Genomic DNA, 23,234 nt, shown 5'->3' with positions numbered 1-23,234 from the left:
GGGGGTGCTTTTCATTTTCCGGAGGCAGGGCTAGGCTCTCGCGCGAAATGATGCCAATCGCGACCGCGCGCCGCCGATCCGCGCGACGGTCCCATCTGCGGAGAGCCCCACATGACCCAACCCGTCGCCATCGCCTTCAAGGAAACCGATCCGGAGGGTTTCGCCACCCAAAGCGGGCGGATCGCTCTGATCGTGGGCGGGGACGGCAAGCTGGGCCAGGCCGGGCGCAAGCTGGACCGCGCGATGAAGGGCGCGATCAAACGCGCGGTGGAGTCGGAAGCCTTCGCGGGTTTGGGTGCGGGCGAGGCGATGGATCTGAGCTGGCCCGCCGCGATCGCCGCCGAAGCGGTGCAGCTGGTGCGGCTCGACCGGAAATCCAGTGCCGACGAGGCCCGCAAGGCGGGGGCCGCGATCGGGGCCAAGCTCGGCGAAGCCGGAGTTCTCGTGGTGGCGCAAGGCCATCCGCGCGCGGCTGATCTGTCGCTGGGGCTAGCGCTGCGCGCCTATCGCTTCGACTATCACACCGGCGAGGGCAAGAAGGGTTTCGGCCCGGTGACGATCATGGTCGACAAGCCCGAAGAAGTCGCCGCTGCCGCTGCCCCGCATGCAGCACTCGCCGAGGGGGTGTTCTTCACCCGCGATCTGGTAAACGAGCCCGCAAACATCCTCACCACCGACGACTTCGCCGCCCGCCTCGCCGCGATGCAGGAGCTGGGCCTCGATGTCGAAATCCTCGAGGAAGAGGACATGAAGAAGCTCGGCATGGGCGCGCTTCTGGGTGTCGGCATGGGCTCGGAAATGCCCTCCAAACTCGTCGTCATGCAGTGGAAGGGCGGCGAGGAAGGTGAGGCGCCCTTCGCGCTCGTCGGCAAGGGCGTCGTCTTCGATGCGGGCGGCATCTCGCTCAAGCCCGGCGCGGGCATGGAAGAGATGACGATGGATATGGGCGGCGCAGGCGTCGTCTCGGGCGTGATGCGCACGCTGGCGCTGCGCAAGGCCAAGGCGAATGTCGTGGGCCTCGTGGGTCTCGTCGAAAACATGCCCGACGGGCGCGCGCAACGCCCCGGCGATATCGTGACCTCGATGAAGGGCGACACGATCGAAGTCATCAACACCGATGCCGAAGGCCGCCTCGTTCTGGCAGATGTGCTCTGGTATGCGCAGGATCGGTTCAAGCCCAAGGCGATGGTCAATCTCGCCACGCTGACCGGCGCGGTGATCGTCGCGCTCGGTCACGAGAATGCGGGCCTTTTCTCCAATGATGACAAGTTTGTAGCCGACATTCTTAAAGCGGCGAAGGCCGAGGGCGAGGGCGCATGGCACATGCCGCTGCAGCCCGCCTATGACAAGGCGCTGAAATCGCGGCTCGCGGATATGCGCAATGTCGGAAACCGCTGGGGCGGCGCGATCACCGCGGCCGCTTTCCTGAAGCGCTTCGTCAAGGACGAGGTGCCGTGGTGCCATATCGACATCGCGGGCGTCGCGCTTCCGCCGAACGAGACCACGCTGGCCCCGAAAGGGCCGACCGGCTGGGGCGTGCGCATGCTCGACCGCCTTATCCGCGACAAGTTCGAAGCCTGAGATGGGGCAGGTCAATTTCTACCATCTGACCCGCTCCAGTCTCGAGGAGGTGGTGCTGAACCTCGCCTCCCGGGCGGTGGAGCAGGGTTGGAAGGTGGAGTTGCGCGGTACCGATTCCGCGCGCCTCGACTGGCTCGACCAGAGGCTCTGGCTGATGGGAAGCGAGGCGAGCTTTCTGCCGCACGGGCTCGCAGGCGGGCCACATGACGCTTTGCAGCCGATCTTGCTGGGCACCACGCCCGCAGGCGACGGGCGCGAGGCGATGATGGCCGTGGACGGTGCCGAGGTCGCGGCGGAGGAGACCGACGCCCATAAACGCGTCTGGATCCTGTTCGACGGCAACGACCCGCAGGCGGTGCAACATGCGCGCGGCCAGTGGAAGACACTCACCGGCGCGGGCGCGAAAGCGATCTACTGGTCGGAAGAGGGCGGCCGCTGGGAGAAGAAGGCGGAGAGCTGAGCCGGGTGGAGATCAGCGCAGGATATGCCGGAGATGCGGAGCGCTTCGCCGGTCTCTTCGCGGATAGCTTCGCAGCCTCCGAAGGCCCCGACGAAGGTACGCTGATCGGGTCGCTCGTGCGCGACATCCTCGCCCGAACCGACCCCGGCGATCTGTACTGTTTCGTCGCGCGCGACGGAGAGACCCTCATCGGCGCAGTCTGCTTCACCCGCCTGCGCTATGTCGAAGATCCACGCCGCGTCTTTCTGCTTTCGCCGGCGGCAGTCGCCCCGACGCAGCAACGCAAGGGCGTCGGGCAGAGGCTGATCCGTCATGCCCTCGCGGAGCTTTCAGCGGCGGGTTCGAGGCCGTGCTGACCTATGGCGATCCGGCCTATTACGGACGGGTGGGATTTGCTCCGATTGTCGAGGCCGCCATTGCTGCGCCCTATCCGCTGACGATCCCGCAGGGCTGGCTCGGCCAATCCCTGACGCCGACGCCGCTCGGCACCTTCGCGGGGAGGCCGCATTGCGTGGCAGCCTTCCAGAGACCTGAGATCTGGTGAGCGCTACCGCAGCCGGTCGGGCTCCAGCACCATCACGGTCGGCTCGCGCGGCAAGGTTCTGAGCGAGACGATCACCTCGCTCACGCCGGGCCGCTCCACCGCGAAGACACCCTTCATCCCGTCGAGAAAGCTCTGCAGGGTCGGCTCGCCGAACCAATGGACCGGGATCACGATGCGTGAGCGCAACCGGTTCAGGATGCGGATCATCGTCGGCTGATCGACCGTGTAGGACCCGTCCACCGCTGCCATCACGACGTCGAGCCGCCCGAGCGCCGCATATTGCGCGGGATCGGGTTCGTGATGCAGGTGGCCCAGATGGCCGATACACAGCCCCGCCACCTCGAAAACGAAGATCGAGTTGCCGTTCTCCTCGACCCCGCCCCAGCTGCGGATATCAGTGGGCACATTGCGGATCAGCATCTCGCCCAGATCGAGATGATGCTCGGCAGCGATGCCGAACTGATCCGACCAGCCCTTAAGCGCCACCGTCCCGTCCGGGATCATATCGGTCATATGGCTCGAATGGGCATGGTTCATCGTGACGTAATCGGGGGCAAACCGGGCCCCGCCGGTCCAGCCGTTGAAATCGGTAATGACCGACAGCCCGCCTTCGGTCTGCAACAGCACCATCGAATGGTCGATGTAATGCAGCCGCACCGATTGGTCCGGCACCGGGTCGGACCAACTGGCCTTGTGCAGATATTCGATCCCGGGCGCTGCATCGGCGATCGCGATGCAGTGGCTGATCCGCTGGTTCTGCGCGGCCGCGACGACCGGCGCAAGCGTGGTGAAGAGGGCGAGAAGTAGGGCGCGGAACATGGCGAGCCTCCTTTTGCCTTAGCGTAAAGCGAAAAGCTGATTCCGGTCTATGCCCCTACGTAAGATGCCGTGCGACCCCCGACGATTTCAAAGGGCTGACCGCGAAAAGATCGTCGCTTTGCCCAAGTTTGCGGCGTTTCTTCATAGGATCAAATTCAACGAAAGATCGATGATTGTTTCACTTGGGGCCGCCATGTCCCTCGCCACACTCGACCAAACCGCTTATCAGAGCGCGCGCGACAGTTCCTTCCAGAATCTTCTGGTTTACGCGGCCAAGAAGTCGGGCCGTTCGGTGTTGCAGGTGCTGCGCGACTATCGCCAACTTGCGAAGTCGGAGACGCGGATCAACCTCGTCGAATATGTGCGCTTCGGGCTTTACGACATTGCACGCCACGATCAGGCAGAGCGCGCGCGGTTCCTGTCCAACGACCTGCACTGGCCGATCGTCAATGTCGTGAACAACCGCGGCTGGTACAGCGCCGCAGAGGACAAGGCGCTGGCCTCAACGCTTCTTGGCGCCGCGGGGGTGCCGATCCCCGAGACTGTCGCTGTGCTCGACCCCTCGCAGCGCCTCTACCACGGGATGGGGGAGCGGATCAGCGATGCGAACCAGCTGAGGGCTTTCCTTCTCGCGCGCCCAGGGCAGCAATTCTTCGGCAAGATCGTGGATGGCATGGTCAGCTTCGGTGCGTTCCGGATCGAACACGCGGATGCCGAGATGATCCATTGCGCCGGCCAGGAGCCGATGAGCTACGACGATTTCGTCGAGCAGACCCTCGCCAAGAATGCCTATGTGCTTCAGCCGGTGCTCCAGAACCACGCCGCCTTGCAGCCTTATGCCTCTGCGCTGGCCACGGTGCGGATGGTGAACCTGCTTACGAATGACGGGCTGCGTGTGCCAATGGCGGCGATCAAGCTGCCGCAAGGCGATAATATCGCCGATGCGTTCTGGCGCCCCGGAAATCTCGCCTGCGGAATCGACGTCCCGACCGGTCGCATTCGCACCGTCGCGCGACGCGGGATCGAGGTCGAATTCCTCGAAGATCACCCCGACCGGCCTGGCCTGATGGGGATGGAATTGCCTTTCTGGAAAGAACTCCTCGAAATCAACGAGCGGGCCGCGCGCAGCTTCGCCCCCGTCCGGTATCAATCCACCGATATCGCCATCACTGCGGATGGCCCCGTTGTGGTAGAGATCAACGCAGGCGGCGGGTTCGATCTTCCGCAATATTCCAATGGTCGCGGCATGCTCACTCCGGAGGTGCGCGCCTTTTTCGAAAGCTGCGGTGTGAAGTTCCGCCCGAAAAAGAGCCTGCTGCCCTTCTGATCGCTCTTCGCTCTGCTGCCGCGCGCGGCCTTCCCTTTGCGCCGCTTTGGGTCTATCAGCCGGGGCCGAAGGAGAGCCCCAGATGACCAAGTTCAGCTTCACCCTCAAGGCCACCGACGGCGCGGCGCGCACCGGGACGATTTCGACTCCGCGCGGCGAGATCCGTACGCCGGCTTTCATGCCCGTGGGTACCGCCGCCACCGTGAAGGCGATGATGCCCGAAAGCGTGGCCGCGACCGGCGCGGATATTCTGCTGGGCAATACCTACCATCTGATGCTGCGCCCCGGTGCAGAGCGCGTGGCGCGTCTGGGCGGGCTGCATAAGTTCATGAACTGGGACAAGCCGATCCTGACCGACTCCGGCGGGTTCCAAGTGATGAGCCTGGCATCTCTGCGCAAGCTGACCGAGGAAGGCGTGACCTTTGCCTCCCATGTCGATGGCTCGAAACATATGCTCTCGCCCGAACGCTCGATGGAGATTCAGAAGCTCTTGGGCTCGGACATCGTGATGTGCTTCGACGAGTGTCCCGCGCTGCCTGCGACCGAGGAAGAAGTGGCCAAATCCATGCGCCTCTCGATGCGGTGGGCGCAGCGCTCACGTGACGCCTTCGGCGACCGTCCGGGCCATGCGCTGTTCGGCATCCAGCAGGGCGGCGTGACGCGTGAGCTTCGTGAGGAAAGTGCCGAGAAACTCAAGGAAATCGGCTTCGAGGGCTACGCGGTCGGCGGCCTCGCCGTGGGCGAGGGGCAGGAGGCGATGTTCGGCGTGCTCGACTATGCGCCCGGCATGCTGCCGCAAGACAAACCCCGCTACCTGATGGGCGTCGGCAAACCCGATGATATCGTGGGCGCGGTCGAGCGCGGCATCGACATGATGGATTGCGTGCTGCCGTCGCGCTCGGGGCGCACGGGTCAGGCCTGGACCCGGCGCGGTCAGGTGAACATCAAGAACGCCCGCCATGCCGACGACCCGCGCCCCTTGGACGAGGCCTGCACATGCCCGGCCTGCTCGAACTACTCGCGCGCCTATTTGCACCACGTCTTCCGCTCCGGCGAGATGATCTCGGGGATGCTGCTCACCTGGCACAACCTGCATTATTATCAGGAACTGATGGCGGGCCTGCGCGCGGCGATCGACGAGGGGGCGCTGGCGCGCTTCGTCTCGGAATTCCACGAGACCCGCGCGATGGGCGATATCGAGCCGCTCTGAACCCCGCTCAGTGCGAGATCACGATCACCGCGGCGTAATGCGTCGCGGCTGCGGCCAGCACATGGCCGTGCCAGATCGCGCGCGAGAAGGGGATGCGTTCGGTCTGGTAGAAGATCACGCCGACCGTATAGGTCAGCCCGCCCACGACCAGCAGGATCAGCGCGGGCAAGGGCAGGGCCACGATCAACGGCCACATCGCGATCATCCCGAGCCAGCCCATCGCCAGATAGAGCCAGAACCCCGTGCGCTCCGCGCGGTGGAAGAAGCCGAGCTTCATCACGATGCCGAAGGTCGCGAGCGCCCAGACCGTCGCGGTCAGCGCCCAGCCCGCGATCCCGCCGAGGCCGATCAGCGCCATCGGCGTGTATGTGCCTGCAATCAGTAGATAAATCGCCGCGTGGTCGAAGCGCCGCAACACCGCACGCGTCGGTGCATGCAGCGTCAGGTTATAGGCGGCCGAGAGCGAGAAAGAGGCGATCAGCCCCACAGAATAGACCGCAAGAGGCCAGACGCGCCCCGCAGGTGCTGCGAGCGAGGCCCAGACGATCAGCGCGCTGACGCCTGCCACGGCGAAAACGACGCCCAGCACATGGACGACGCCATCGGCGACATGTTCGCGAAAGCTGTGGCTCAATTGGTGGCGCGTCATCGTGGTGATCCCCTCGGTCATCCTTTCAAGATAGCAACGATGAGGCGATCTCCCAAGCCGTGACGGAAAAAACGCTGGGTCACGAAGGGGCGCTGCGCCCGCGCGCTGGCGTGCCCCCCATGAGGATATATGCGCAAACCCGAAGGCATTAACGAGAATTCAACTAATTCGCGGCGATAAACGAAGCACGGTACAGGCGGGGACGCCGATGACCGTCAAGACCGACGGCACCCGGCGCGACCGGTTCGGCCGCGCGTCGGGTGTTCCCATCGGGCTTGTTCAAATATCCCGGGGGTGAGGGCGAAGCCCGAGGGGGCAGAGCCCCCTCATTCTCTGACGTTTGCCGCGGTCCGCCGCCGGCGAGGGCAGCGCCCCCAGATATGCTCAGATGCCGTCGCCGACGAAGGCCTTCTCGACCACATATTCGCGGGGCTCGGAATTCGCGCCTTCGCGCAGGCCGAACCCTTCGAGCACCGCCATCACGTCCTTGTTGAAGGCGAGCGAGCCGCAGACCATCGCGCGGTCGGTCTCGGGGTTCATCGGCTCGAGGCCGAGATCCTTGAACACCTTGCCGTTCTCGAGATTGTCGGTGATCCGGCCCATATGGGGGGATTCCTCGCGGGTCGTGGTCGGGTAATATTTCAGCTTGCCCTCGACCATCTCGCCGATCAGCGGATCGTTGATCAGGTTCTCGACCAGCTGCCGGCCATATTCCAGTTCGGCGACGGTCCGGCAGGTATGCATCATGATGACCTCGTCGAACTTGTCGTAGGTCTCGGGGTCGCGCATCAGCGAGGCGAAGGGCGCGATGCCGGTGCCGGTGGCGAGGAACCACACGCGCTTGCCGGGCAGCAGCGCGTCATGGACCAGCGTGCCCACGGGCTTCGGACGCAGGATGATCTGGTCGCCCACATTGATATGCTGCAGCTTCGAGGTCAGCGGGCCATCGGGCACCTTGATCGAGTAGAATTCCAGCTCCTCGTCCCAGTTCGGCGAGGCGATGGAATAGGCGCGCAGCAGCGGTTTGCCATTGTCGCCCATCAGTCCGATCATCACGAATTCACCCGAGCGGAAGCGCAGGGATTGCGGCCGCGTCACGCGGAAGGAAAACAGCCGGTCCGTCCAGTGGGTCACTTCGGTCACGGTCTGCGCGTCGGGCAGGGTTTTCACCTTGGGGATCTCGGTCACGGCGCTCTCGTTCATTGTCATATCTCTCTCGGGCCGGGGCAGGCGCCTCGGTCTGGCAAATATGCAGATCGGATACAGCTTGCGTCAGCGCTGGCCCTTGATCTGGCTCAATTGCCGGTCACGGGTGGGGTTTATCGGATATCGGATGCGGGCGAAAGCCTCAGCCGGCAAGCCGCGCGCGGTAGTCATGCGCGGCCCAGTCGGCGCGGAATAGCCATTGCGCCTGCGGTTGGCGCTCGGCCAGCTCCGGTGGGATTTCGACCTCGTCAAAGCCGACGCGCCGCGCCATCGCGTATTGATCCGCGATCAGCGGGCCCGCCGCGCGCAGCCGGCCGGAATAGCCGAGCGCACGGATGCGGCGCGCCAGCGAGAAGCCACGCCCGTCCGAGAAGGTCGGGAACAGGACGCGGATCATCTCGGCGCCGTCGATCAGCGCGGGCAGATATCCCGCATCGGTCTCCGGCGCGATATCGAGGCTCGCCCCGGTGAAGTCATCCTCGTGGAAGCCGTCGTCGCGAACGATCACGCTCATGCCACATTCTCCTTGTTCTCAATCACTTGGCCCTCACTGTTCACACGTACGGCCTTGCCGCCGATGAAGTGGATGCCGCATTCGGTCTTGGCGGCGCCGCGCCAGCGGCCCGCGCGTTCGTCCTCGCCCGGTTTCACAGGCGAGGTGCAGGGCGCGCAGCCGATCGAGGGATAGCCTTGCGCCACGAGCGGATGGCGCGGCAGGCGGTTCTCGACCATGTAATCCTGCACATCCTGCTTGTCCCAATGGGCGAGCGGGTTGATCTTCATCCGCGCCTCGGTCTCGACCTCAAAGAAGTCGAGCGCCGCGCGCTGGCCGCCCTGAAAGCGTTTGCGCCCGGTGATCCAGGCGTCATAGCCCGAGAGCGCGTTTTCCAGCGGCACCGTCTTGCGCAGTGTGCAGCAGGCATCGGTGCTGTACTGGTGCAAAGTTCCATCCGGATCGTCGCGGGCGATCGCGGCCCGATCGGCCTGGATCACCTGCACATTCGTCAGGCCCAGCTTGTGCGCGACGTCGCGCTGATAGGCGAGCGTCTCAGGAAACAGCATCTGCGTGTCGATGAACAGCACCGGCGTGCCGGGCGCGATCACCGAGACCATATGCAAGAGCACCACCGACTCCGCCCCGAAGGAGGAGACCAGCGCGACTTCGCCCACGTCAGCGTCCCGCAACGCCCGCTCCATCACCGCGGTCGCGGCGTGGTGGCGGTAGCGTTCGTTCAGCCCGGCGACGCGCGTTGCGATATCCGGGCGATCATTGAGCGGCATGGCGTTGAGCCTCTGCATAGAGCGCCTCTTTGAACGGGTCCGGGCCAAGGCGACGCAGCGCTTCGAGGAAGCTCTCGGTCGCGTTTTCGCGCAGTTCGAGATAGGCACGCAGCAGACGCTCCAGCGCGGGGATCACCTCCGTATAGGCAAAGCCGGGGCCAGCGCGCTCGCCAAGCGCCATCGTCTCGGTCGCGTCGCCGCCAAGCGTGATCTGGTAGTTCTCCACGCCCGCGCGGTCGAGACCGAGGATGCCGATATGGCCCAGATGGTGGTGACCGCAGGCGTTGATGCAGCCCGAAATCTTGATCTTGAGCGCACCGATCTCCTGCTCCAGCCCGAGGTCGCGGAAATGGGTCGCAATCTGCTGTGCCAGCGGGATCGAGCGGGCCGTGGCCAGCGCGCAGTAATCCATGCCGGGGCAGGCGATGATATCCGAGGTCAGGCCGATATTCGCAGTAGCGAGGCCGCCCTTGCGCAGGGCCTCGAACAGCGCGGGCAGATCAGCCTTCGCGATATGCGGCAGGATCACGTTCTGCTCGTGGCTGATGCGCAGCTCCGACTGGCCGTAGCGTTCGGCAAGCTCCGCCAACAGGCGCATCTGGTCCGAGGTGGCATCGCCCGGAGGCGCGCCGTGATCCTTCAGGCTGACCGTGACGACTCCGTAATCGGGGTTGTGGTGGGGCGAGACCGAGCGTGCGGCCCAGTCGCGCAGTAGCGCATCGACATTGAGCGCGGCTTCGAAGCTCTTGCTCTCCCGCGCAGGCAAAACGGGCGGCGCGAATTGCGCCTTGAGATCGGCGAGGATCGCCTGATCTGCGCCCTTGAACGCCGCGCGGCGGGCCGGGAATTCGGCCTCGACCATCTCGGAAAACGTCTCGATTCCAAGCTCGTGCACGGTGATCTTGATGCGTGCCTTATACTTGTTGTCGCGCCGGCCTGCGAGGTTCCAGGCCGCTACGATCGACTCCAGATAGGGCAGCAGATCGGCCACTGGCAGGAAGCTGCGCAGTTCCTTCGCGATCATCGGGGTGCGGCCCAGACCGCCGCCCACGAAGACCTGGAAACCGATCTCGCCATCGCGCTCGACCAGTTGCAGGCCGACATCGTGGCCGCGGATCGCGGCGCGGTCGGCGCGCGCGCCATTGATCGCGATCTTGAACTTGCGCGGCAGGAACTGGAATTCCGGATGGTCGGTGGACCATTGACGGATCAACTCTGCATAGGGGCGCGGATCGGCGATCTCGTCGGCGGCGGCGCCCGCGAAGGCGTCCGTCGTCGTGTTGCGGATCGCGTTGCCCGAGGTCTGGATCGCGTGCATGCCGACATCGGCCAGCGCGTCGATCATGTCCGGCACATCGACCAGCTTCGGCCAGTTGAACTGGATGTTCTGGCGCGTCGTGAAATGCCCATAGCCGCGATCCCAGACATCTGCGATCTTGGCGAGCTGGCGCATTTGCCGCGCGTTGATCGTGCCATAGGGGATCGCCACGCGCAGCATGTAGGCGTGCAGCTGAAGATAGAGCCCGTTCATCAGGCGCAGCGGCTTGAACTCGTCTTCGGTCAGGCTGCCGTCGAGGCGGCGCGCGACCTGATGGCGAAACTGCTCGGCGCGCGCGCGGACGGCGGCGCGGTCGAAATCGCTGGGTTGGAACATGGATCAGCTCCCGGGTAGCTCAATGGAAGGGCCGGAGGCGCGGAAGGCCTCGCGGAAATGCGCGGGCTCGGGGCCATTCGGGCCAAGCGTGGCGGGCGCGAGATAGGCGCCGACGACTTTGTCGGGCTGCGCATTGGCCAGATCGAGCCACATCTCGGCAATCACCGGATCGTCGAGGAAAGCGGCGTCGCTCAGGCGCAGAACCCATTGGCCCGCGTCGTTCATGTACACGACATGGCCTTCGCGCAGATCGTTGGCGCTGATCACGCCGGGGATGAATTTCTTGCTCATAGCGCGACCTCCTTCAGGGCGATGCGGGCGTCGCGCGGGGCGAGGCCCAGCAGGATCACGGCGGGGCCCTTGGCCTCGGCGGTAACGGTGGGCAGGGTGGCGAGCGTCGCGGGGCGGATCACCTGATCGGCGCGCGAAGCGTTCTCGACCACGCAGGCCGGGGTCGCGGGGGAGGCGCCATGCATCATCAGGCGCCCTTGCACGTAGCGGGCCGCGCGCTTGCCCATGTAGATCGCCGCGACCGCGCCGGGACGAGCGAGCGCCGTCCAATCCTGTTCGGCGAGCCCGTCGGCGTCATGGCCGGTGAGCAGGCGCAGCTCGCGATTGCGGCCGCGTTCGGTCAGGCTCTGGCCGAGCGATGCGGCGGCGGCGGAAGCGGCGGTGATGCCCGGCAGCACGCGATAGGCGATTCCGGCCGCGTCGAGCGCGTCCAACTCTTCGCCCAGCCGCCCGAACACACCCGGATCGCCGGATTTCAGGCGGAGCACCCGCTGACCCTCGCGCGCGAGGCGGACGATCAGGTTCGAGATGTCGCTTTGCTTCATCGAGGGGCCGAAACCGGTCTTGCCGGTCTCGATCAACGTCGCCTGCGGACCTGCAAGTGCGAGCACCTCGGCGCTCACCAGCGTGTCGTGCAGGATGACATCGGCGCACGTCATCTCGCGCAGCACCGCCACGGTCAGCAGGTCCGGGTCGCCCGGACCTGCGCCGGCAAGGGTCACCTGGGTCTGAGTTTCGAGAGTTTCCATGTCACGCTCCTCGTCTGCGTCTTGAGCGTTAATATAGGAAAATGTTCTCGTTTTTGGCTATATGCCCTTGCCAATAAGGACATTTGTTCCTTAAGGATTTGATGGGAGTAACAATCTTCTTTCTATCGGAGGGAAATCGGAATGGCGGTGCAGATCGACGAGCTGGATCGGAAAATCCTCGCGGAGCTACAGGACGATGCGAGCCAGTCGCTCGACGAAATCGCGCGGAAAACAGGCTCTTCCAAGACCCCGGTCTGGAACCGGATTCGCAAATTGCGCACGGCGGGGGTGATCGGAAAGCAGACCGCGATCCTCGATCCCGAGGCGCTTGGGTTCGACGCCTGCTTCTTCGTGCTGATCCGAACGTCCGAGCACGAGGCCGAATGGCAGGACAAGTTCCTCGCCACCCTGCGCGCGCGCCCCGAGGTGATGGAAGCGCACCGCCTTGCCGGCGATATCGACTACATCCTGAAAGTGCGGGTCGAGAATGCGCGCGCCTATGACCGCTTCTATCAGGCGCTGATCTCGGAAGTGAAAATTCACAACGTCACGGCGCTTCTGTCGATGGAAGAGCTGAAATCCACCACCGCACTGCCGCTGTGAGCGATCAGCGCTTGGTGTAGGTGGTCTCCAGCTTCTCCAGCCCGTGGAAATGGTAGAGATCGGCGTAATAGGGGCGGCGCGGCAGATCGAGCCCCTGTAGCCGCTCCATCAGAATCGGCAGCGCGAGTTTCAACTCCAGCCGGGCCAGCGGCGCGCCGATGCAGAAATGCGCCCCCGCGCCGAAACTGAAATTGATGCGTACCGCGCGGGACGGGTCGAAGGCGCTCGGATCGTCCCAAGCCGACGGGTCGCGGTTCGCACCGGCGAGTAGCAGCCCGATCCGTTCGCCTTTCCGCAGCATTTGCCCCTGAAACTCCATGTCCTCGTAGAGCCATCGCGTGAACAAGTGCAGCGGCGGATCGAAACGCAGAAGTTCCTCTACCGTGCCGTCGATCCGCTCTGACTCCAGCCAATGCGGCGCGACGGTCTGCTCGACGAGGGTCTTCACGCTGTTGCCGATCTGGTGGACGGTCGCCTCGTGACCCGCGTTCAGGAGCAGGATCACGGTGGAAATCAGCTCGTCGCGGCTCAGGTGAACGCCTTCCTCCTCGACCGCGATCAGTTCCGAGATCAGATCGTCGCCGGGCGCTTTGCGGCGGGTCTCGATCAGATCCCCGAGATACTCCGCGAATTCCGCTGAGGCCCGCGCCGCGTCTTCTTCGAGGCTGATGTCGCGGCGGGCCTGATACATCTGCACCATGGCGTTCGACCATGCCAGAAGCTTGTCGGCATCCTTCTCCGGCACGCCCAGAAGCCGAGCAATCACGATCACCGGAAGGGGTTTCGCGAAATGCTCCAGCAGGTCGCAGCCGCCCTCGGGCAGTTCGTCGACCAGCCGGTGGCAGAGTGTCGCGATCTCGTCCTCCATGCCTGCGATCCGGCGCGGGGTGAAGGCCTTCGTCACCAGCTTGCGCAGGCGGGTGTGGGTCGGCGCCTCCAACTCCAGCATCGAATGACGTTCGATCGCATAGAAGGGCTCGAGATGCTTCGGAACCTCCACCGCGTGTTCTGGCGGGGCTTCGCGCCCCAACCGCCGGTCCCGCAGCGCCGCGCCGACGATCGCGGCGCGCGCAGTCACGTGAAACCCGTATTCGGGCCATTGAACGAGAGGCGCGCCTTGACGCACGCGGTCATAGAACGGGTAAGGGTTCTGCACGAAATCTGGGTCGAGCGGGGATTGGGAAAGGGTCTGCATCGGCGCTCCGTTTGGTCGGAGGCCAGATTGGGCAGAAGGCGCCGCGCGATGCAAGACCAAGCGAACACGCCGCCTTGCATTGCCGCGCCGTTGGTCGCAAGGAAAGGGCGGGAGAGTGCTGATGCTGGGCCGTGTCGCCATATTGCTCATCTGGATCGCGCTGACGCTCGCCGCCTCGATCGGGGTGTGGCGGGTCTCGGCGCGCGAGGGTCTGGCGCGGATCGAGGCGCAGGGGCAGTCCGACCTGCGGCTGGCCTCGGATCGTCTGGTGGCGGCCCTTCTGCAGTTTCGCGAAGTGGCCGTTCTGGCCGCCGATCATCCCGACGTGGTCGCGCTGGCGGGGCGTTTTGCCGAAGGGGGCAAGGCGGTCGGCACGTGGCGCGATGACGCGGTGAGCCTGACCTTGCAGCGCTTGGCCGACCACGCGGGCGCGCGCGACATCTGGCTGATCGCGCCGGGAGGCACGGTGCTCGCGGGCCCTGCGGACAGTCCCGATCGGGTCACGATGAACCGGGCGCTGGCCCGCGCCGCGCAAGGCGCGACTGGGTCAGAACATTTCGTCGATCCCGATACCGGCGACCGGCTGTTCGTCTTCGCCGCCCCTGTCTTCGCCTCTGGCGGCCGCGTCTCGGGGATCGTGCTGCTGCGGCTGAATGCCGAGGATGTCGAGGCCGAGGGGCGCGGCAACCCGGTGCCCGTCTGGTTTACCGATGCCGACGGGGTGAGCTTCCTGACCAATCGGACCGATCTGGTGCTGCAGTCCGAACCGGGCGCACGCCCCGATCCCGCGACCTATCCGGCGGGCTCGCTCGCCGGGGTGCTTCACTTGCGCGAACGCAATCTGGCGGGCCATCGTCTGGTGTCGGGGGATGGCTCGCTCGCCGGTCCCGCGCTGGATGTGTCGCGCGAATTGCCGGTGATCCAGATGGAGGGTCACGCGCTCGCCGCCGCCGATCCGGTGCTGCGCGCGGCGCGGCTTGCCGCGCTCTCGACGGCGGCCGGGTTTCTGGCCGTGGGGGCGGTGATCTTCGCATTGTGGGAGCGCAGGCGCGCGTTGGCAGAGGCAAATGCCGCGCTTGAGGTTCGCGTGGCGGAGCGCACGGCGGAGCTGTCGACCGCGAACGAGGAATTGCGCCGCACGCAGGCCGAGCTGGTGCAGGCGGGCAAGCTTTCGGCGCTGGGGCAGATGTCGGCGGGGATCAGTCACGAGCTGAACCAGCCGCTGATGGCGATCTCGTCTTATGCAGAGAATGCTGAATTGCTGCTCGATCGCGGTCGGACAGAAGAGGCGGGCGAAACGCTAGGCAAGATCGGGGCGATGGCGCACCGTATGGCGCGCATCATCCGCAACCTGCGCGCCTTTGCGCGGCAGGAGAGCGAGCCCGCGACCCGCGTCGGTCTCGCGGCGGTGGTGGAAAGCGCGCTCGAGATGCTCGACGAACGGCTGAAGCGCGCGGGCGTCACCGTCGACTGGCAGCGTCCTGATTTCCCCGCGATCGTCATGGGTGGCGAGGTGCGGCTCAGCCAGGTCGTCATCAACCTGATCTCGAACGCGATCGAGGCGATGGAGGGCCAGCCCGAGCGTCGCCTGACGATCCGCATGGCGCGCGCGGATGGCATGATCCGCCTCAGCCTGCGCGACACCGGACCGGGCATCCGCGACCCCGAGCGTATCTTCGATCCGTTCTACTCGACCAAGGAGGCGGGATCGGCAGAGGGGCTTGGCCTCGGCCTTTCGATCTCTTACGGGCTTGTGCAAGGGTTCGGAGGCAACCTGCGCGGCGAGAATGTGCCCGGCGGCGGCGCGCGTTTCACCATCGATCTGCGCGAAGCTGCGAGCCAACCCAGACCAATCGAGGTGGAGACATGATGCGCCGGGTTCTCTTTGTCGATGACGACCGCGCGGTGCGCGAGGCGCTAGGCCAGACGCTGGAACTGGCTGGGCTGAAGCCGACGCTCGCAGGGAGCTATATCGAAGCGAAGGACCATATCTCGACCGAGTTCGAGGGGATCGTGGTCACCGATATCCGGATGCCCGGGAAGGACGGGTTCGCGCTGCTGGACCTCGTGCAGAAGGCCGATGCGGAGCTGCCCGTCGTCCTGCTGACCGGCGAGGCCGATGTGCCGATGGCAGTGCGCGCGATGGCAGCGGGCGCGTTCGACTTTCTGGAAAAGCCTTGCGCAGGGAAAGACTTGCTGGCCGTTGTCGAGAAGGCGCTGGAAACGCGCGCGCGCGTGATGGAAGCGCGGTTCTCGCGGGCCGCCGGCAAGCGTGGCGATGCCGCGGCACGGATGCTGGTTGGCGACTCTCCGGTGGCGGAGGGCCTGCGCGAAGCGGCCCGTCGCGCGGCGCGCTCGGGCGCCGAGGTGCTGATCACCGGCGCGCCGGGTGCGGGCAATTCCAAGCTCGCCGAGGTGATCCATCTGCTCTCTACCAATGCGCGCCGTCCCTTCGTTAAACTCGCCGCGGCGGGCCTCGACGTGGAGGCGCTGGAGGCCGGTTTCGCGCAGGCCGAGGGCGGCACGCTTTACCTAGACGAGGTGGCCGACCTGCCGCGCCCGGCGCAATTCGCGCTGATCGAGCTCTTGGAGACCCGGCCTGCCACGCGCCTTATCGCGGGCACCTATCGCGACCTGCCAGGCGAGGCGCGGGCAGGGCGCTTCCACCCCGATCTCTACTGGCGGCTGGAGGCGTTGAAGGTGCGTATCCCCTCGCTGTCGGAACGCCCCGAGGACATTCCCGCGCTGTTTCGCCACTATGTCGCCACCGCCTGCGAACAGGCCAACCTGCGCGCGCCCGAAATCCCGGCCGAGATGACCGCACAGCTGATGGCCCGCGACTGGCCCGGCAATGCCCGCGCACTTATGTCCGAGGCGATGCGCTTCGCGATGGGGCTGGAGGCGGGCGAGCCGCCGGCGGAGCTGGGCCTGTCCGAGCGGATGGCGGCGGTCGAGAAGTCGCTGCTGGCCGAGGCGCTGACCCGCGCGGGCGGCAACGCGACCGAGGCGGCGGCCGCGCTGAAGCTGCCGCGCAAGACCTTCTACGACAAGCTCGCACGCCATGGGCTGCGGCCCGACGATTACCGCGACTAGGGGCGGGCGAGGATTCGCACGCAGCCGCCTGTATCTGTGCGGGATTTCGCACACCCCTCGTCGGCGCGGGATCGGGGCTTTCTCGTAAGGCTTTGACTTAGATTGGTTAATCGGCCTTGTCACAAGAGCTTCACGAAACAGTTGATCGGATCTCTCGGCGCCTTTCTGCTTGCCCCGATGCCGGGGAGGACCGGCGTGACATGAATACCGGGAGGACATTATGAAGAAATTTACCGCCGCCGTTTCGGCGCTCGCCCTCATGGCTTCGGCCTCGGTCGCAATGGCCGATCCGACGGGCTGCGACGAAGGCGAAATGGTCATCAAGTTCAGCCACGTCACCAATACCGACAAGCACCCGAAAGGGATCGCGGCGGCGCTGTTCGCCAAGCGCGTGAACGAAGAGATGGACGGCAAGGCCTGCGTCGAAGTCTACCCGAACTCCACCCTCTACAACGATGATCAGGTGCTGGAAGCGATGCTGCAGGGCGACGTGCAGATGGCTGCGCCCTCGCTGTCGAAATTCGAGACCTTCACCAAGAAATACCGCATCTTCGATCTGCCCTTCATGTTCAAAAACATGGAAGCCGTGGACGAATTCCAGAATTCCGAAGTCGGCCAGTCGATGAAAGAGGCGATGGTGCGTCGCGGTCTGCTGGGCCTCGATTTCTGGCATAACGGCCTCAAGCAGTTCTCGGCCAACAAGCCGCTGCTGGTGCCGGGCGACGCCAAGGGTCTGAAGTTCCGCGTGCAGCCCTCCGACGTGCTGATCGCGCAGATGGAAGCGCTGGGGGCGTCGCCGCAGCCGATGGCCTTCTCGGAAGTCTATGGCGCGCTGCAGACCGGCGTGGTCGACGGGCAGGAAAACACCTGGTCGAACATCTACGGCCAGAAGTTCTACGAAGTGCAGGACGGCATCACCGAAACCAACCACGGCCTGCTCGACTACATGGTCGTGACCTCGGTCGACTGGTGGGACAGCCTCGATCCGGCGATGCGTGACCAGATCAAGTCGATCCTCGACGAGGTCACGCAGGAGCGCAACGCCGCCGTGAACCAGGTCAACGAAGAGAACCGTCAGGCGATCCTCGATGCCGGTGCGACGATCCGCGAACTGACGCCCGAGCAGCGCCAGCAATGGGTCGATGCGATGAAACCGGTCTGGGACCAGTTCAAGGATGACGTCGGTCAGGAAAACATCGACGCAGCGCAGGCGATCAACGCCAAGCACTGATCCGGAACGGACGGGCGACGGACCCCACCCGTCGCCCGATCTCACGGCGCGCGCGGCCCCCACATCACCCGCGCGCGCCACTTTCACCTCTCGACCTCAGACCGGAGTGAGCCATGAGCCAGCGCTATGAGCCGCGTAACGGGTTTTCGCGGGCGATCCACAACCTCGAGGAGACGCTGATCGCGTTGATCCTCGGCGTCATGACGGTGATCACCTTCGTCAATGTCGTACTGCGCTACGTCTTCAACTCCTCGCTGATCTGGGGGCTGGAAACGACGCTGATCCTGTTTGCCTGGCTGGTACTTCTGGGCATGAGCTATGCGGTGAAAGTGACCGCGCATCTGGGTGTCGATGCAATTATCAACATGCTGCGCCCCGGACCGCGCAAGGCCATGAGCCTCGTCGCGGCGGGCTTGTGCATTCTCTACGCGGTCCTGCTGCTGAAAGGGGCTTGGGATTACTGGGCGCCGTTCGCCGGGTTCGAGCAGACCTCGGGGCGCTGGTTCCCGACCGGCTTCCAGGAGACGCGCGACCGCGCCTTCTACGAGACCGACCAGGTACCGATCGCGGATTGGCTCGCCGTCTGGCTCGGCGACCGGTTCAACATGGGCGAGGCCTATGACAAGTTGCCGCGTTTCATCCCCTATCTGATCCTGCCGATCGGCGTGACGCTTTTGCTGATCCGCTTCGTACAGGCGGCGATCGGGGTCGCCACGGGCACGCGTGCGGCGCTGATCGTGAGCCACGAAGCCGAAGACCAAGTGGCCGACGTGGCCCATTTCAACAAGGGTGACTGAGGCATGGATATTCTGTTCCTTTTCGTGATGGTGATCGGCTTCATGCTGATCGGCGTGCCGATCGCGGTCTCTCTTGGCCTGGCCTCGACGCTGTTCCTGCTGATCTTTTCGGACGCCTCGCTCGCCTCCATCGCGCAGTCGCTCTACGACGCGATGGACAATCACGCGACGCTGCTGGCGATTCCGTTCTTCATCCTTGCCTCGAGCTTCATGTCGACCGGGGGGGTGGCGCAACGGATCATCCGCTTCGCCATCGCCGTGGTAGGGCACCTGCCGGGCGGACTGGCCATCGCGGGCGTATTCGCCTGTATGCTGTTCGCGGCGCTCTCGGGCTCGTCGCCCGCAACCGTGGTCGCCATCGGCTCCATCGTCATCGCGGCGATGCGTCAGGTGGGCTACTCCAAGGATTTCGCCGCTGGCGTTATTTGTAACGCCGGCACGCTCGGCATCCTGATCCCGCCGTCGATCGTGATGGTCGTCTATGCTTCGGCGACCGACGTGTCGGTGGGGCGGATGTTCCTTGCGGGCGTCATTCCGGGCCTGCTGGCGGGCGTGATGCTGATGGCCACGATCCTGTTCTTCGCGATCAAGCGCAACCTGCCGAAAGGCGAGTGGCAGGGCTGGGGCGAAGTCGCTGCAAGCTTCGTCGACGCGTTCTGGGGCCTGATGCTGATCGCGATCATCATGGTGGGTCTCTACGGTATCCCCGGCATCACGGGTGGTATCTTCACCCCCACCGAGGCCGCTGCCGTCGCCGCCGTCTATGCATGGTTCGTCGCGAACTTCATCTATCGCGACATGGGCCCGCTCGACGAGGGCGAGCGAAAAACCTCACTTCTGAAGAAGCCGCAGGCACTGATCACCGCCATTTGGCACAAGGGCACGCGCGATACGCTGTTCGAAGCGGGCAAGCTGACAATCACACTGATGTTCATCATCGCCAACGCGCTGATCCTCAAGCACGTCCTGACCGACGAGCAAATTCCGCAGAAGATCACCGAGGCGCTCCTCGGCGCAGGTCTCGGCAAGATCATGTTCCTCGTGATCGTCAACGTCATCCTGCTGATCGGCGGTCAGTTCATGGAGCCTTCAGGCCTCATCCTGATCGTCGCCCCGCTGGTCTTCCCGATCGCGATGGAGCTGGGCGTCGATCCGATCCATCTCGGCATCATCATGGTTGTGAACATGGAGATCGGGATGATCACGCCGCCGGTGGGTCTGAACCTTTTCGTAACCTCAGGCGTGGCAGGAATGCCGATCATGCGGGTCGTGAAGGCGGCCGCGCCCTTCCTCGCCGTGCTCTTCGTCTTCCTGATCCTGGTCACCTACGTGCCGTTCCTGTCGACATGGCTGCCGACGATGGCGATGGGACCGGAGACGGTCGTGAAATAACCCGAGCGGGGCAGGGGCTGCTTCCGGCCCGATGTCCCGCCATTCCAACTAGGCGCGCCCGTGGCATCCCCACGCGGCGCGCTTTTCTGTGGGGTCGCTCTAGGGGGCTCTGCCCCCGCGCTGCGCGCGCGCCCCGGGATATTTCCGCCAGGGCGAGAAAACTGGATATTCTTTCGGCTTTGCGCAAATATCCCGGGGTGAATTCGCGAATGCGAAGAGGGGCAGCGCCCCTGCTGCCCGCTCGGAAATGGCACCGGCGCAAAATAAAAGGGCGACCCGATCGGCCGCCCCTCCTGCTCTGGCTATCGCCTGATTTTATTTCTGTTCGGAACCCGTCGGAGCCGCAGCGGCTGCAGCAGCCTCGGAGGCCGGCGGCGCGAGCTTCGGCGTGCCCTGACCGGTCTGCAGCGGGTCGTCCTGACGCTGCACCGAGCCTTCGAAATGCGCGCCGCTCTCGATCGCGATGGTTTTGTGAATGATGTCGCCTTCGACGCGTGCGGTCGAGGTCAGGCGCACCTTCAGGCCGCGCACACGGCCCACGACGCGGCCATTGACCACGACGTCGTCTGCCATGATCTCACCCTTGATCGTGGCGCTTTCGCCGACGGTCAGCAGGTGGGCGCGGATGTCGCCTTCGACGGTGCCTTCGATCTGGATGTCGCCGGTCGTCTTGACGTTGCCGGTGATGGTCAGGTCCGAGGAGAGAACCGAGGGCGCGGGCTTGGAGCGCGGCGCGGAGCTCGGCGTGTAGTCGCTCGAGCTGGACGTGGGGCGGCTCGGAGCGGTCGCGCTTTCAGCGGATTTGGGCTTGTCGCCGTCGGCCTTGGGGCCCGGTTCATGGATTTTCGATTTAGAAAACATTCTTACCAGCCTTGATGAAGGTCATCGGGTTAATTGGCTTGCCTCCGAGCCGGACCTCGTAGTGCAGATGCGGTCCCGTGGAGTGTCCGGTATTGCCCATATCAGCAATCCACTCGCCTTGCGACACCTTTTGCCCGACTTTCACGTGGAATTTGTTCAGGTGACCGTAGCGGGTGGTGATGCCGAAGTCGTGGCGGATCTTGATGATGTTGCCGTAGCCGCGCTCGTGCTCGGCCGCGATCACGACGCCATCGGCGGGCGCGTAGACCTTGGTGCCGATCGGAGCCGCCATATCGACGCCCTCATGCATCCGGCCCCAGCGCCAACCGAAGGGCGAGGAGAACCGGAAATGCGCCTTCACGGGCATCGAGAGCGGCAGCTTGTCGACGGCGATGCGATACATGTTCATCTCGTCGAGCTTGCGCAGGATGTTCTCGGCGCGGGCGGTGTCGCCGTCGAGATCGGCTGTGCCCTTGGTCGAGAGCGAGATCGGCGAGAGCGGCCCGCCGGTGCCCGAATAGCCGCGCTTGATCTCCTTGAGGACGTGATCGGGGTCCATGCCGGCCTGCTTGAACACCTTGTCGAGCGGCTCCATCGAGATTTTCACGGCGCCTTCGAGCGTGGTGAAGATCTCGTCGTTGCGCTGTTCGAGAAGCCGCTTCTGCAGCGCGATCTTGTCCATCTGCAGCTGCGCGGTCTTGGCGTCGGCATTCGCTGTGTCGCGTTCCTTGGCTGTCTCTCCGAGTGCGCTGGTCAGCATGTCGACCGTTTTCGCCATGTCCTCCGCGCGGGCTGCCGGGGTGGGGCCGGCATCGGGGCCTTTGCCCTCGGCCTTGGCGAGTGCGAGGCGGGCGTTGTCGCGCTCTTCCATGGTGCGGCGCAGAGTCGCCTGAATCACGCCGATCCCGGTTTCCAGCTCGCGCTTGCGCTCTTCCGAGGCGAGCAGCGTGGATTGCATCTTCGAGACCTGCTCGAGGGCGGTCTGGAAGCGGTCTTGAGCGGCGAGAGCTTCGGCCGCGCGGGCGTCGCGCTCTTGCGAGAGCGCGTCGAGGCGTCGCTCGAAAGCGATTTTCGCAACCTTGTCGTTCTGCGCGGCCCCGCCAGAGGAAATCCCGTCGATGAAGAGCATCGAGGTCGCGACCATCGACCACACGAATACGCCAGCGCCAATCGCCAAGACGCTCGCCTGCGTGAGGGGGCGCAGTCGGACGAACCGCGTGGCGCTGTCTGATTTCAGAAACAGCCGCTGTTCGGGCAGGATGCGCTCGAGACGGGTGTTCAGGCGGTCGAGAATGCGTCTAGGCAAGCCGGTCGGTCCTGTGTTTGTTTCGGATCAAGGGCGACCACGAAGGGGCCGCGCGTCGCTCGCGGCGGTGCACCCGTCCTGCTTGTGGATAAGTCCTCCGCCCTTGGCCAAAGGGATTACCAAGGGGGGCAGGTCCGGGCAACCTCTTTCCCGGGCACATTCGGTCACGGTTCCCTCGCGCGCGCGGTATGAGCGGTTTCTTGCCCAAAAGACGGGGTTTTCCGGCGGTTTAGGTCCTGCAGGTCATGCGGGCGTCACGTTGGTGTGATCCGCGCTTGCCGCTGGCGGTCGCCGTGCGACAGGCGCCGCGTCGCGAGGGTGGACGCCCGGGAAAGCGCCTTTTCGGGGTTCGATCAGCCGAGGTCTCGGACGGCGCCGAGCACCTCTTCTGCGTGGCCTTTGACCTTCACCTTCGGCCAGACCTTCGCCACCTTGCCGTCTGCGTCGATCAGGAAGGTCGCGCGAACAATGCCCCAGAAGGTCTTGCCATACATCGATTTTTCGGCCCAGACACCGTAAGCTTCGCAGGTTTCCGCATCATCGTCGGAGGCCAGATATATGCCCAGGTCATGCTTGGCGCAGAAATTCTCGTGCTTCTTCAGGCTGTCCTTGGAGATGCCGACAACGACCGCGCCTGCGGCGGCGAAATCCGGGGCGAGCCGGGTGAAATCGAGCGCCTCGGTGGTGCAGCCGGGCGTGTTGTCCTTGGGGTAGAAATACAGCACGACCGGACGGCCGGCGAAGGCCGACAGCGTCAGGTTACCCTCCTCCGTGATCGGATTTCCGAGTGTTTCGAAGCTTTTGCCACCCGTGGCGGGCAGAGTGAAGTCCGGCGCTTTTTCGCCTGTCTCGATCATTGGGGAACCTCCTTGCAAGTTCGGGGCTTACTTTCCACGCCCGCTTGCGCGAGACTTAACCACGAGGCAGGAGACCCGGGCAAGACCGCGCGCGGTGGGCCCGGCAGATGAGACGGGGTCGGCACGCG

Annotated in this window: 24 protein-coding genes; 12 read left to right on the top strand and 12 right to left on the bottom strand. The window is 64.9% G+C overall.

The window, feature by feature from the left end; translation table 11 throughout:
• Positions 1 to 111 precede the first annotated feature (111 nt).
• Genes B6V75_RS04425 through B6V75_RS04410 form a run of 4 tightly spaced genes read left to right on the top strand, consistent with a single transcriptional unit; the run spans position 112 to position 2,585 of the window.
• Positions 112 to 1,581, top strand: a complete 1,470-nt coding sequence (locus B6V75_RS04425) for a leucyl aminopeptidase (RefSeq protein ID WP_088718845.1) — start codon at positions 112 to 114, stop codon at positions 1,579 to 1,581.
• 1 nt (position 1,582) lies between these two features.
• Positions 1,583 to 2,041 carry a DNA polymerase III subunit chi gene (locus B6V75_RS04420; RefSeq protein WP_088718844.1) on the top strand — a complete coding sequence of 153 codons (459 nt, stop codon included), beginning with the start codon at positions 1,583 to 1,585 and terminating at the stop codon, positions 2,039 to 2,041.
• Between the two features lie 5 nt (positions 2,042 to 2,046).
• The gene (locus tag B6V75_RS04415) at positions 2,047 to 2,397 is read left to right on the top strand and encodes a GNAT family N-acetyltransferase (protein WP_168174442.1); all 351 of its coding nucleotides are present in this window, start codon (positions 2,047 to 2,049) and stop codon (positions 2,395 to 2,397) included.
• Positions 2,391 to 2,585, top strand: coding sequence for a hypothetical protein (locus tag B6V75_RS04410; RefSeq protein ID WP_088718842.1), 195 nt, complete (start codon positions 2,391 to 2,393; stop codon positions 2,583 to 2,585). Before B6V75_RS04415 ends, B6V75_RS04410 begins: the two co-directional genes overlap by 7 nt.
• A gap of 3 nt (positions 2,586 to 2,588) precedes the next feature.
• Here the strand turns inward: B6V75_RS04410 and B6V75_RS04405 are convergent, their stop codons facing one another.
• Positions 2,589 to 3,404, bottom strand: coding sequence for an MBL fold metallo-hydrolase (locus tag B6V75_RS04405; protein WP_075774570.1), 816 nt, complete (start codon positions 3,402 to 3,404; stop codon positions 2,589 to 2,591).
• A 193-nt stretch (positions 3,405 to 3,597) separates the two neighbouring features.
• Between B6V75_RS04405 and B6V75_RS04400 the strand changes: the two genes are divergently transcribed.
• Together B6V75_RS04400 and tgt are read left to right on the top strand one after the other, a co-directional pair.
• Entirely contained in the window at positions 3,598 to 4,731 is a 1,134-nt protein-coding gene (locus B6V75_RS04400) for a sugar-transfer associated ATP-grasp domain-containing protein (RefSeq protein WP_168174441.1), read from the top strand.
• An 82-nt stretch (positions 4,732 to 4,813) separates the two neighbouring features.
• A complete protein-coding gene (gene tgt / locus B6V75_RS04395) occupies positions 4,814 to 5,941 on the top strand; it encodes a tRNA guanosine(34) transglycosylase Tgt (RefSeq protein WP_075774572.1) in 1,128 nt (375 codons plus the stop codon).
• A 7-nt stretch (positions 5,942 to 5,948) separates the two neighbouring features.
• Here tgt and B6V75_RS04390 read toward each other — a convergent pair whose 3' ends face one another.
• The 7 genes from B6V75_RS04390 to cobA form a co-directional block, all read right to left on the bottom strand.
• Entirely contained in the window at positions 5,949 to 6,590 is a 642-nt protein-coding gene (locus B6V75_RS04390) for a hemolysin III family protein (RefSeq protein ID WP_088719388.1), read from the bottom strand.
• 384 nt (positions 6,591 to 6,974) lie between these two features.
• The gene (locus B6V75_RS04385; protein WP_088719387.1) at positions 6,975 to 7,793 is read right to left on the bottom strand and encodes a ferredoxin--NADP reductase; all 819 of its coding nucleotides are present in this window, start codon (positions 7,791 to 7,793) and stop codon (positions 6,975 to 6,977) included.
• A gap of 145 nt (positions 7,794 to 7,938) precedes the next feature.
• A complete protein-coding gene (locus tag B6V75_RS04380) occupies positions 7,939 to 8,310 on the bottom strand; it encodes a DUF934 domain-containing protein (RefSeq protein WP_075774574.1) in 372 nt (123 codons plus the stop codon).
• Positions 8,307 to 9,077 carry a phosphoadenylyl-sulfate reductase gene (locus B6V75_RS04375; RefSeq protein WP_075774740.1) on the bottom strand — a complete coding sequence of 257 codons (771 nt, stop codon included), beginning with the start codon at positions 9,075 to 9,077 and terminating at the stop codon, positions 8,307 to 8,309. Before B6V75_RS04375 ends, B6V75_RS04380 begins: the two co-directional genes overlap by 4 nt.
• Complete coding sequence (locus B6V75_RS04370) at positions 9,064 to 10,731, bottom strand: nitrite/sulfite reductase (RefSeq protein ID WP_088718840.1); 1,668 nt, start codon at positions 10,729 to 10,731, stop codon at positions 9,064 to 9,066. Before B6V75_RS04370 ends, B6V75_RS04375 begins: the two co-directional genes overlap by 14 nt.
• Before the next feature lie 3 nt (positions 10,732 to 10,734).
• A complete protein-coding gene (locus B6V75_RS04365) occupies positions 10,735 to 11,022 on the bottom strand; it encodes a DUF2849 domain-containing protein (protein ID WP_075774576.1) in 288 nt (95 codons plus the stop codon).
• The gene (gene cobA, locus B6V75_RS04360; protein WP_088718839.1) at positions 11,019 to 11,771 is read right to left on the bottom strand and encodes a uroporphyrinogen-III C-methyltransferase; all 753 of its coding nucleotides are present in this window, start codon (positions 11,769 to 11,771) and stop codon (positions 11,019 to 11,021) included. Before cobA ends, B6V75_RS04365 begins: the two co-directional genes overlap by 4 nt.
• A gap of 141 nt (positions 11,772 to 11,912) precedes the next feature.
• Between cobA and B6V75_RS04355 the strand changes: the two genes are divergently transcribed.
• On the top strand, positions 11,913 to 12,374 hold the full coding sequence (locus B6V75_RS04355) for an Lrp/AsnC family transcriptional regulator (protein WP_075774578.1): 462 nt from the start codon (positions 11,913 to 11,915) through the stop codon (positions 12,372 to 12,374).
• A gap of 4 nt (positions 12,375 to 12,378) precedes the next feature.
• Here B6V75_RS04355 and B6V75_RS04350 read toward each other — a convergent pair whose 3' ends face one another.
• The gene (locus tag B6V75_RS04350) at positions 12,379 to 13,569 is read right to left on the bottom strand and encodes a cytochrome P450 (protein ID WP_088718838.1); all 1,191 of its coding nucleotides are present in this window, start codon (positions 13,567 to 13,569) and stop codon (positions 12,379 to 12,381) included.
• 121 nt (positions 13,570 to 13,690) lie between these two features.
• On the opposite strand from B6V75_RS04350, the gene B6V75_RS04345 reads away from it, so the two are divergent.
• The 5 genes from B6V75_RS04345 (at position 13,691) to B6V75_RS04325 (ending at position 20,082) form a co-directional block, all read left to right on the top strand.
• Positions 13,691 to 15,439 (top strand): ATP-binding protein, encoded by a 1,749-nt coding sequence (locus B6V75_RS04345; RefSeq protein ID WP_088718837.1) that lies wholly within the window; start codon positions 13,691 to 13,693, stop codon positions 15,437 to 15,439.
• Positions 15,436 to 16,662, top strand: a complete 1,227-nt coding sequence (locus tag B6V75_RS04340) for a sigma-54 dependent transcriptional regulator (RefSeq protein ID WP_075774581.1) — start codon at positions 15,436 to 15,438, stop codon at positions 16,660 to 16,662. The genes B6V75_RS04345 and B6V75_RS04340 overlap by 4 nt, the downstream gene beginning before the upstream one ends.
• A 220-nt stretch (positions 16,663 to 16,882) precedes the next feature.
• Positions 16,883 to 17,893, top strand: coding sequence for a TRAP transporter substrate-binding protein (locus B6V75_RS04335; protein ID WP_075774582.1), 1,011 nt, complete (start codon positions 16,883 to 16,885; stop codon positions 17,891 to 17,893).
• A 113-nt stretch (positions 17,894 to 18,006) separates the two neighbouring features.
• The gene (locus B6V75_RS04330; RefSeq protein WP_075774583.1) at positions 18,007 to 18,690 is read left to right on the top strand and encodes a TRAP transporter small permease; all 684 of its coding nucleotides are present in this window, start codon (positions 18,007 to 18,009) and stop codon (positions 18,688 to 18,690) included.
• A 3-nt stretch (positions 18,691 to 18,693) separates the two neighbouring features.
• Positions 18,694 to 20,082, top strand: a complete 1,389-nt coding sequence (locus B6V75_RS04325; protein ID WP_075774584.1) for a TRAP transporter large permease subunit — start codon at positions 18,694 to 18,696, stop codon at positions 20,080 to 20,082.
• Positions 20,083 to 20,397: 315 nt separating this feature from the next.
• On the opposite strand, the gene B6V75_RS04320 is transcribed toward B6V75_RS04325, so the two are convergent.
• The 3 genes from B6V75_RS04320 to B6V75_RS04310 form a co-directional block, all read right to left on the bottom strand.
• Positions 20,398 to 20,943, bottom strand: coding sequence for a polymer-forming cytoskeletal protein (locus B6V75_RS04320; RefSeq protein ID WP_075774585.1), 546 nt, complete (start codon positions 20,941 to 20,943; stop codon positions 20,398 to 20,400).
• Positions 20,933 to 22,249 (bottom strand): M23 family metallopeptidase, encoded by a 1,317-nt coding sequence (locus B6V75_RS04315; RefSeq protein ID WP_088718836.1) that lies wholly within the window; start codon positions 22,247 to 22,249, stop codon positions 20,933 to 20,935. The genes B6V75_RS04320 and B6V75_RS04315 overlap by 11 nt, the downstream gene beginning before the upstream one ends.
• A 353-nt stretch (positions 22,250 to 22,602) precedes the next feature.
• Positions 22,603 to 23,106 carry a peroxiredoxin gene (locus tag B6V75_RS04310; RefSeq protein ID WP_088718835.1) on the bottom strand — a complete coding sequence of 168 codons (504 nt, stop codon included), beginning with the start codon at positions 23,104 to 23,106 and terminating at the stop codon, positions 22,603 to 22,605.
• Positions 23,107 to 23,234: the final 128 nt, after the last annotated feature.

It is taken from the genome of Thioclava sp. F1Mire-8 (assembly GCF_002213165.1).
Lineage (GTDB): Bacteria > Pseudomonadota > Alphaproteobacteria > Rhodobacterales > Rhodobacteraceae > Thioclava > Thioclava nitratireducens.
This window is presented reverse-complemented; position numbering and strand designations above follow the sequence as displayed.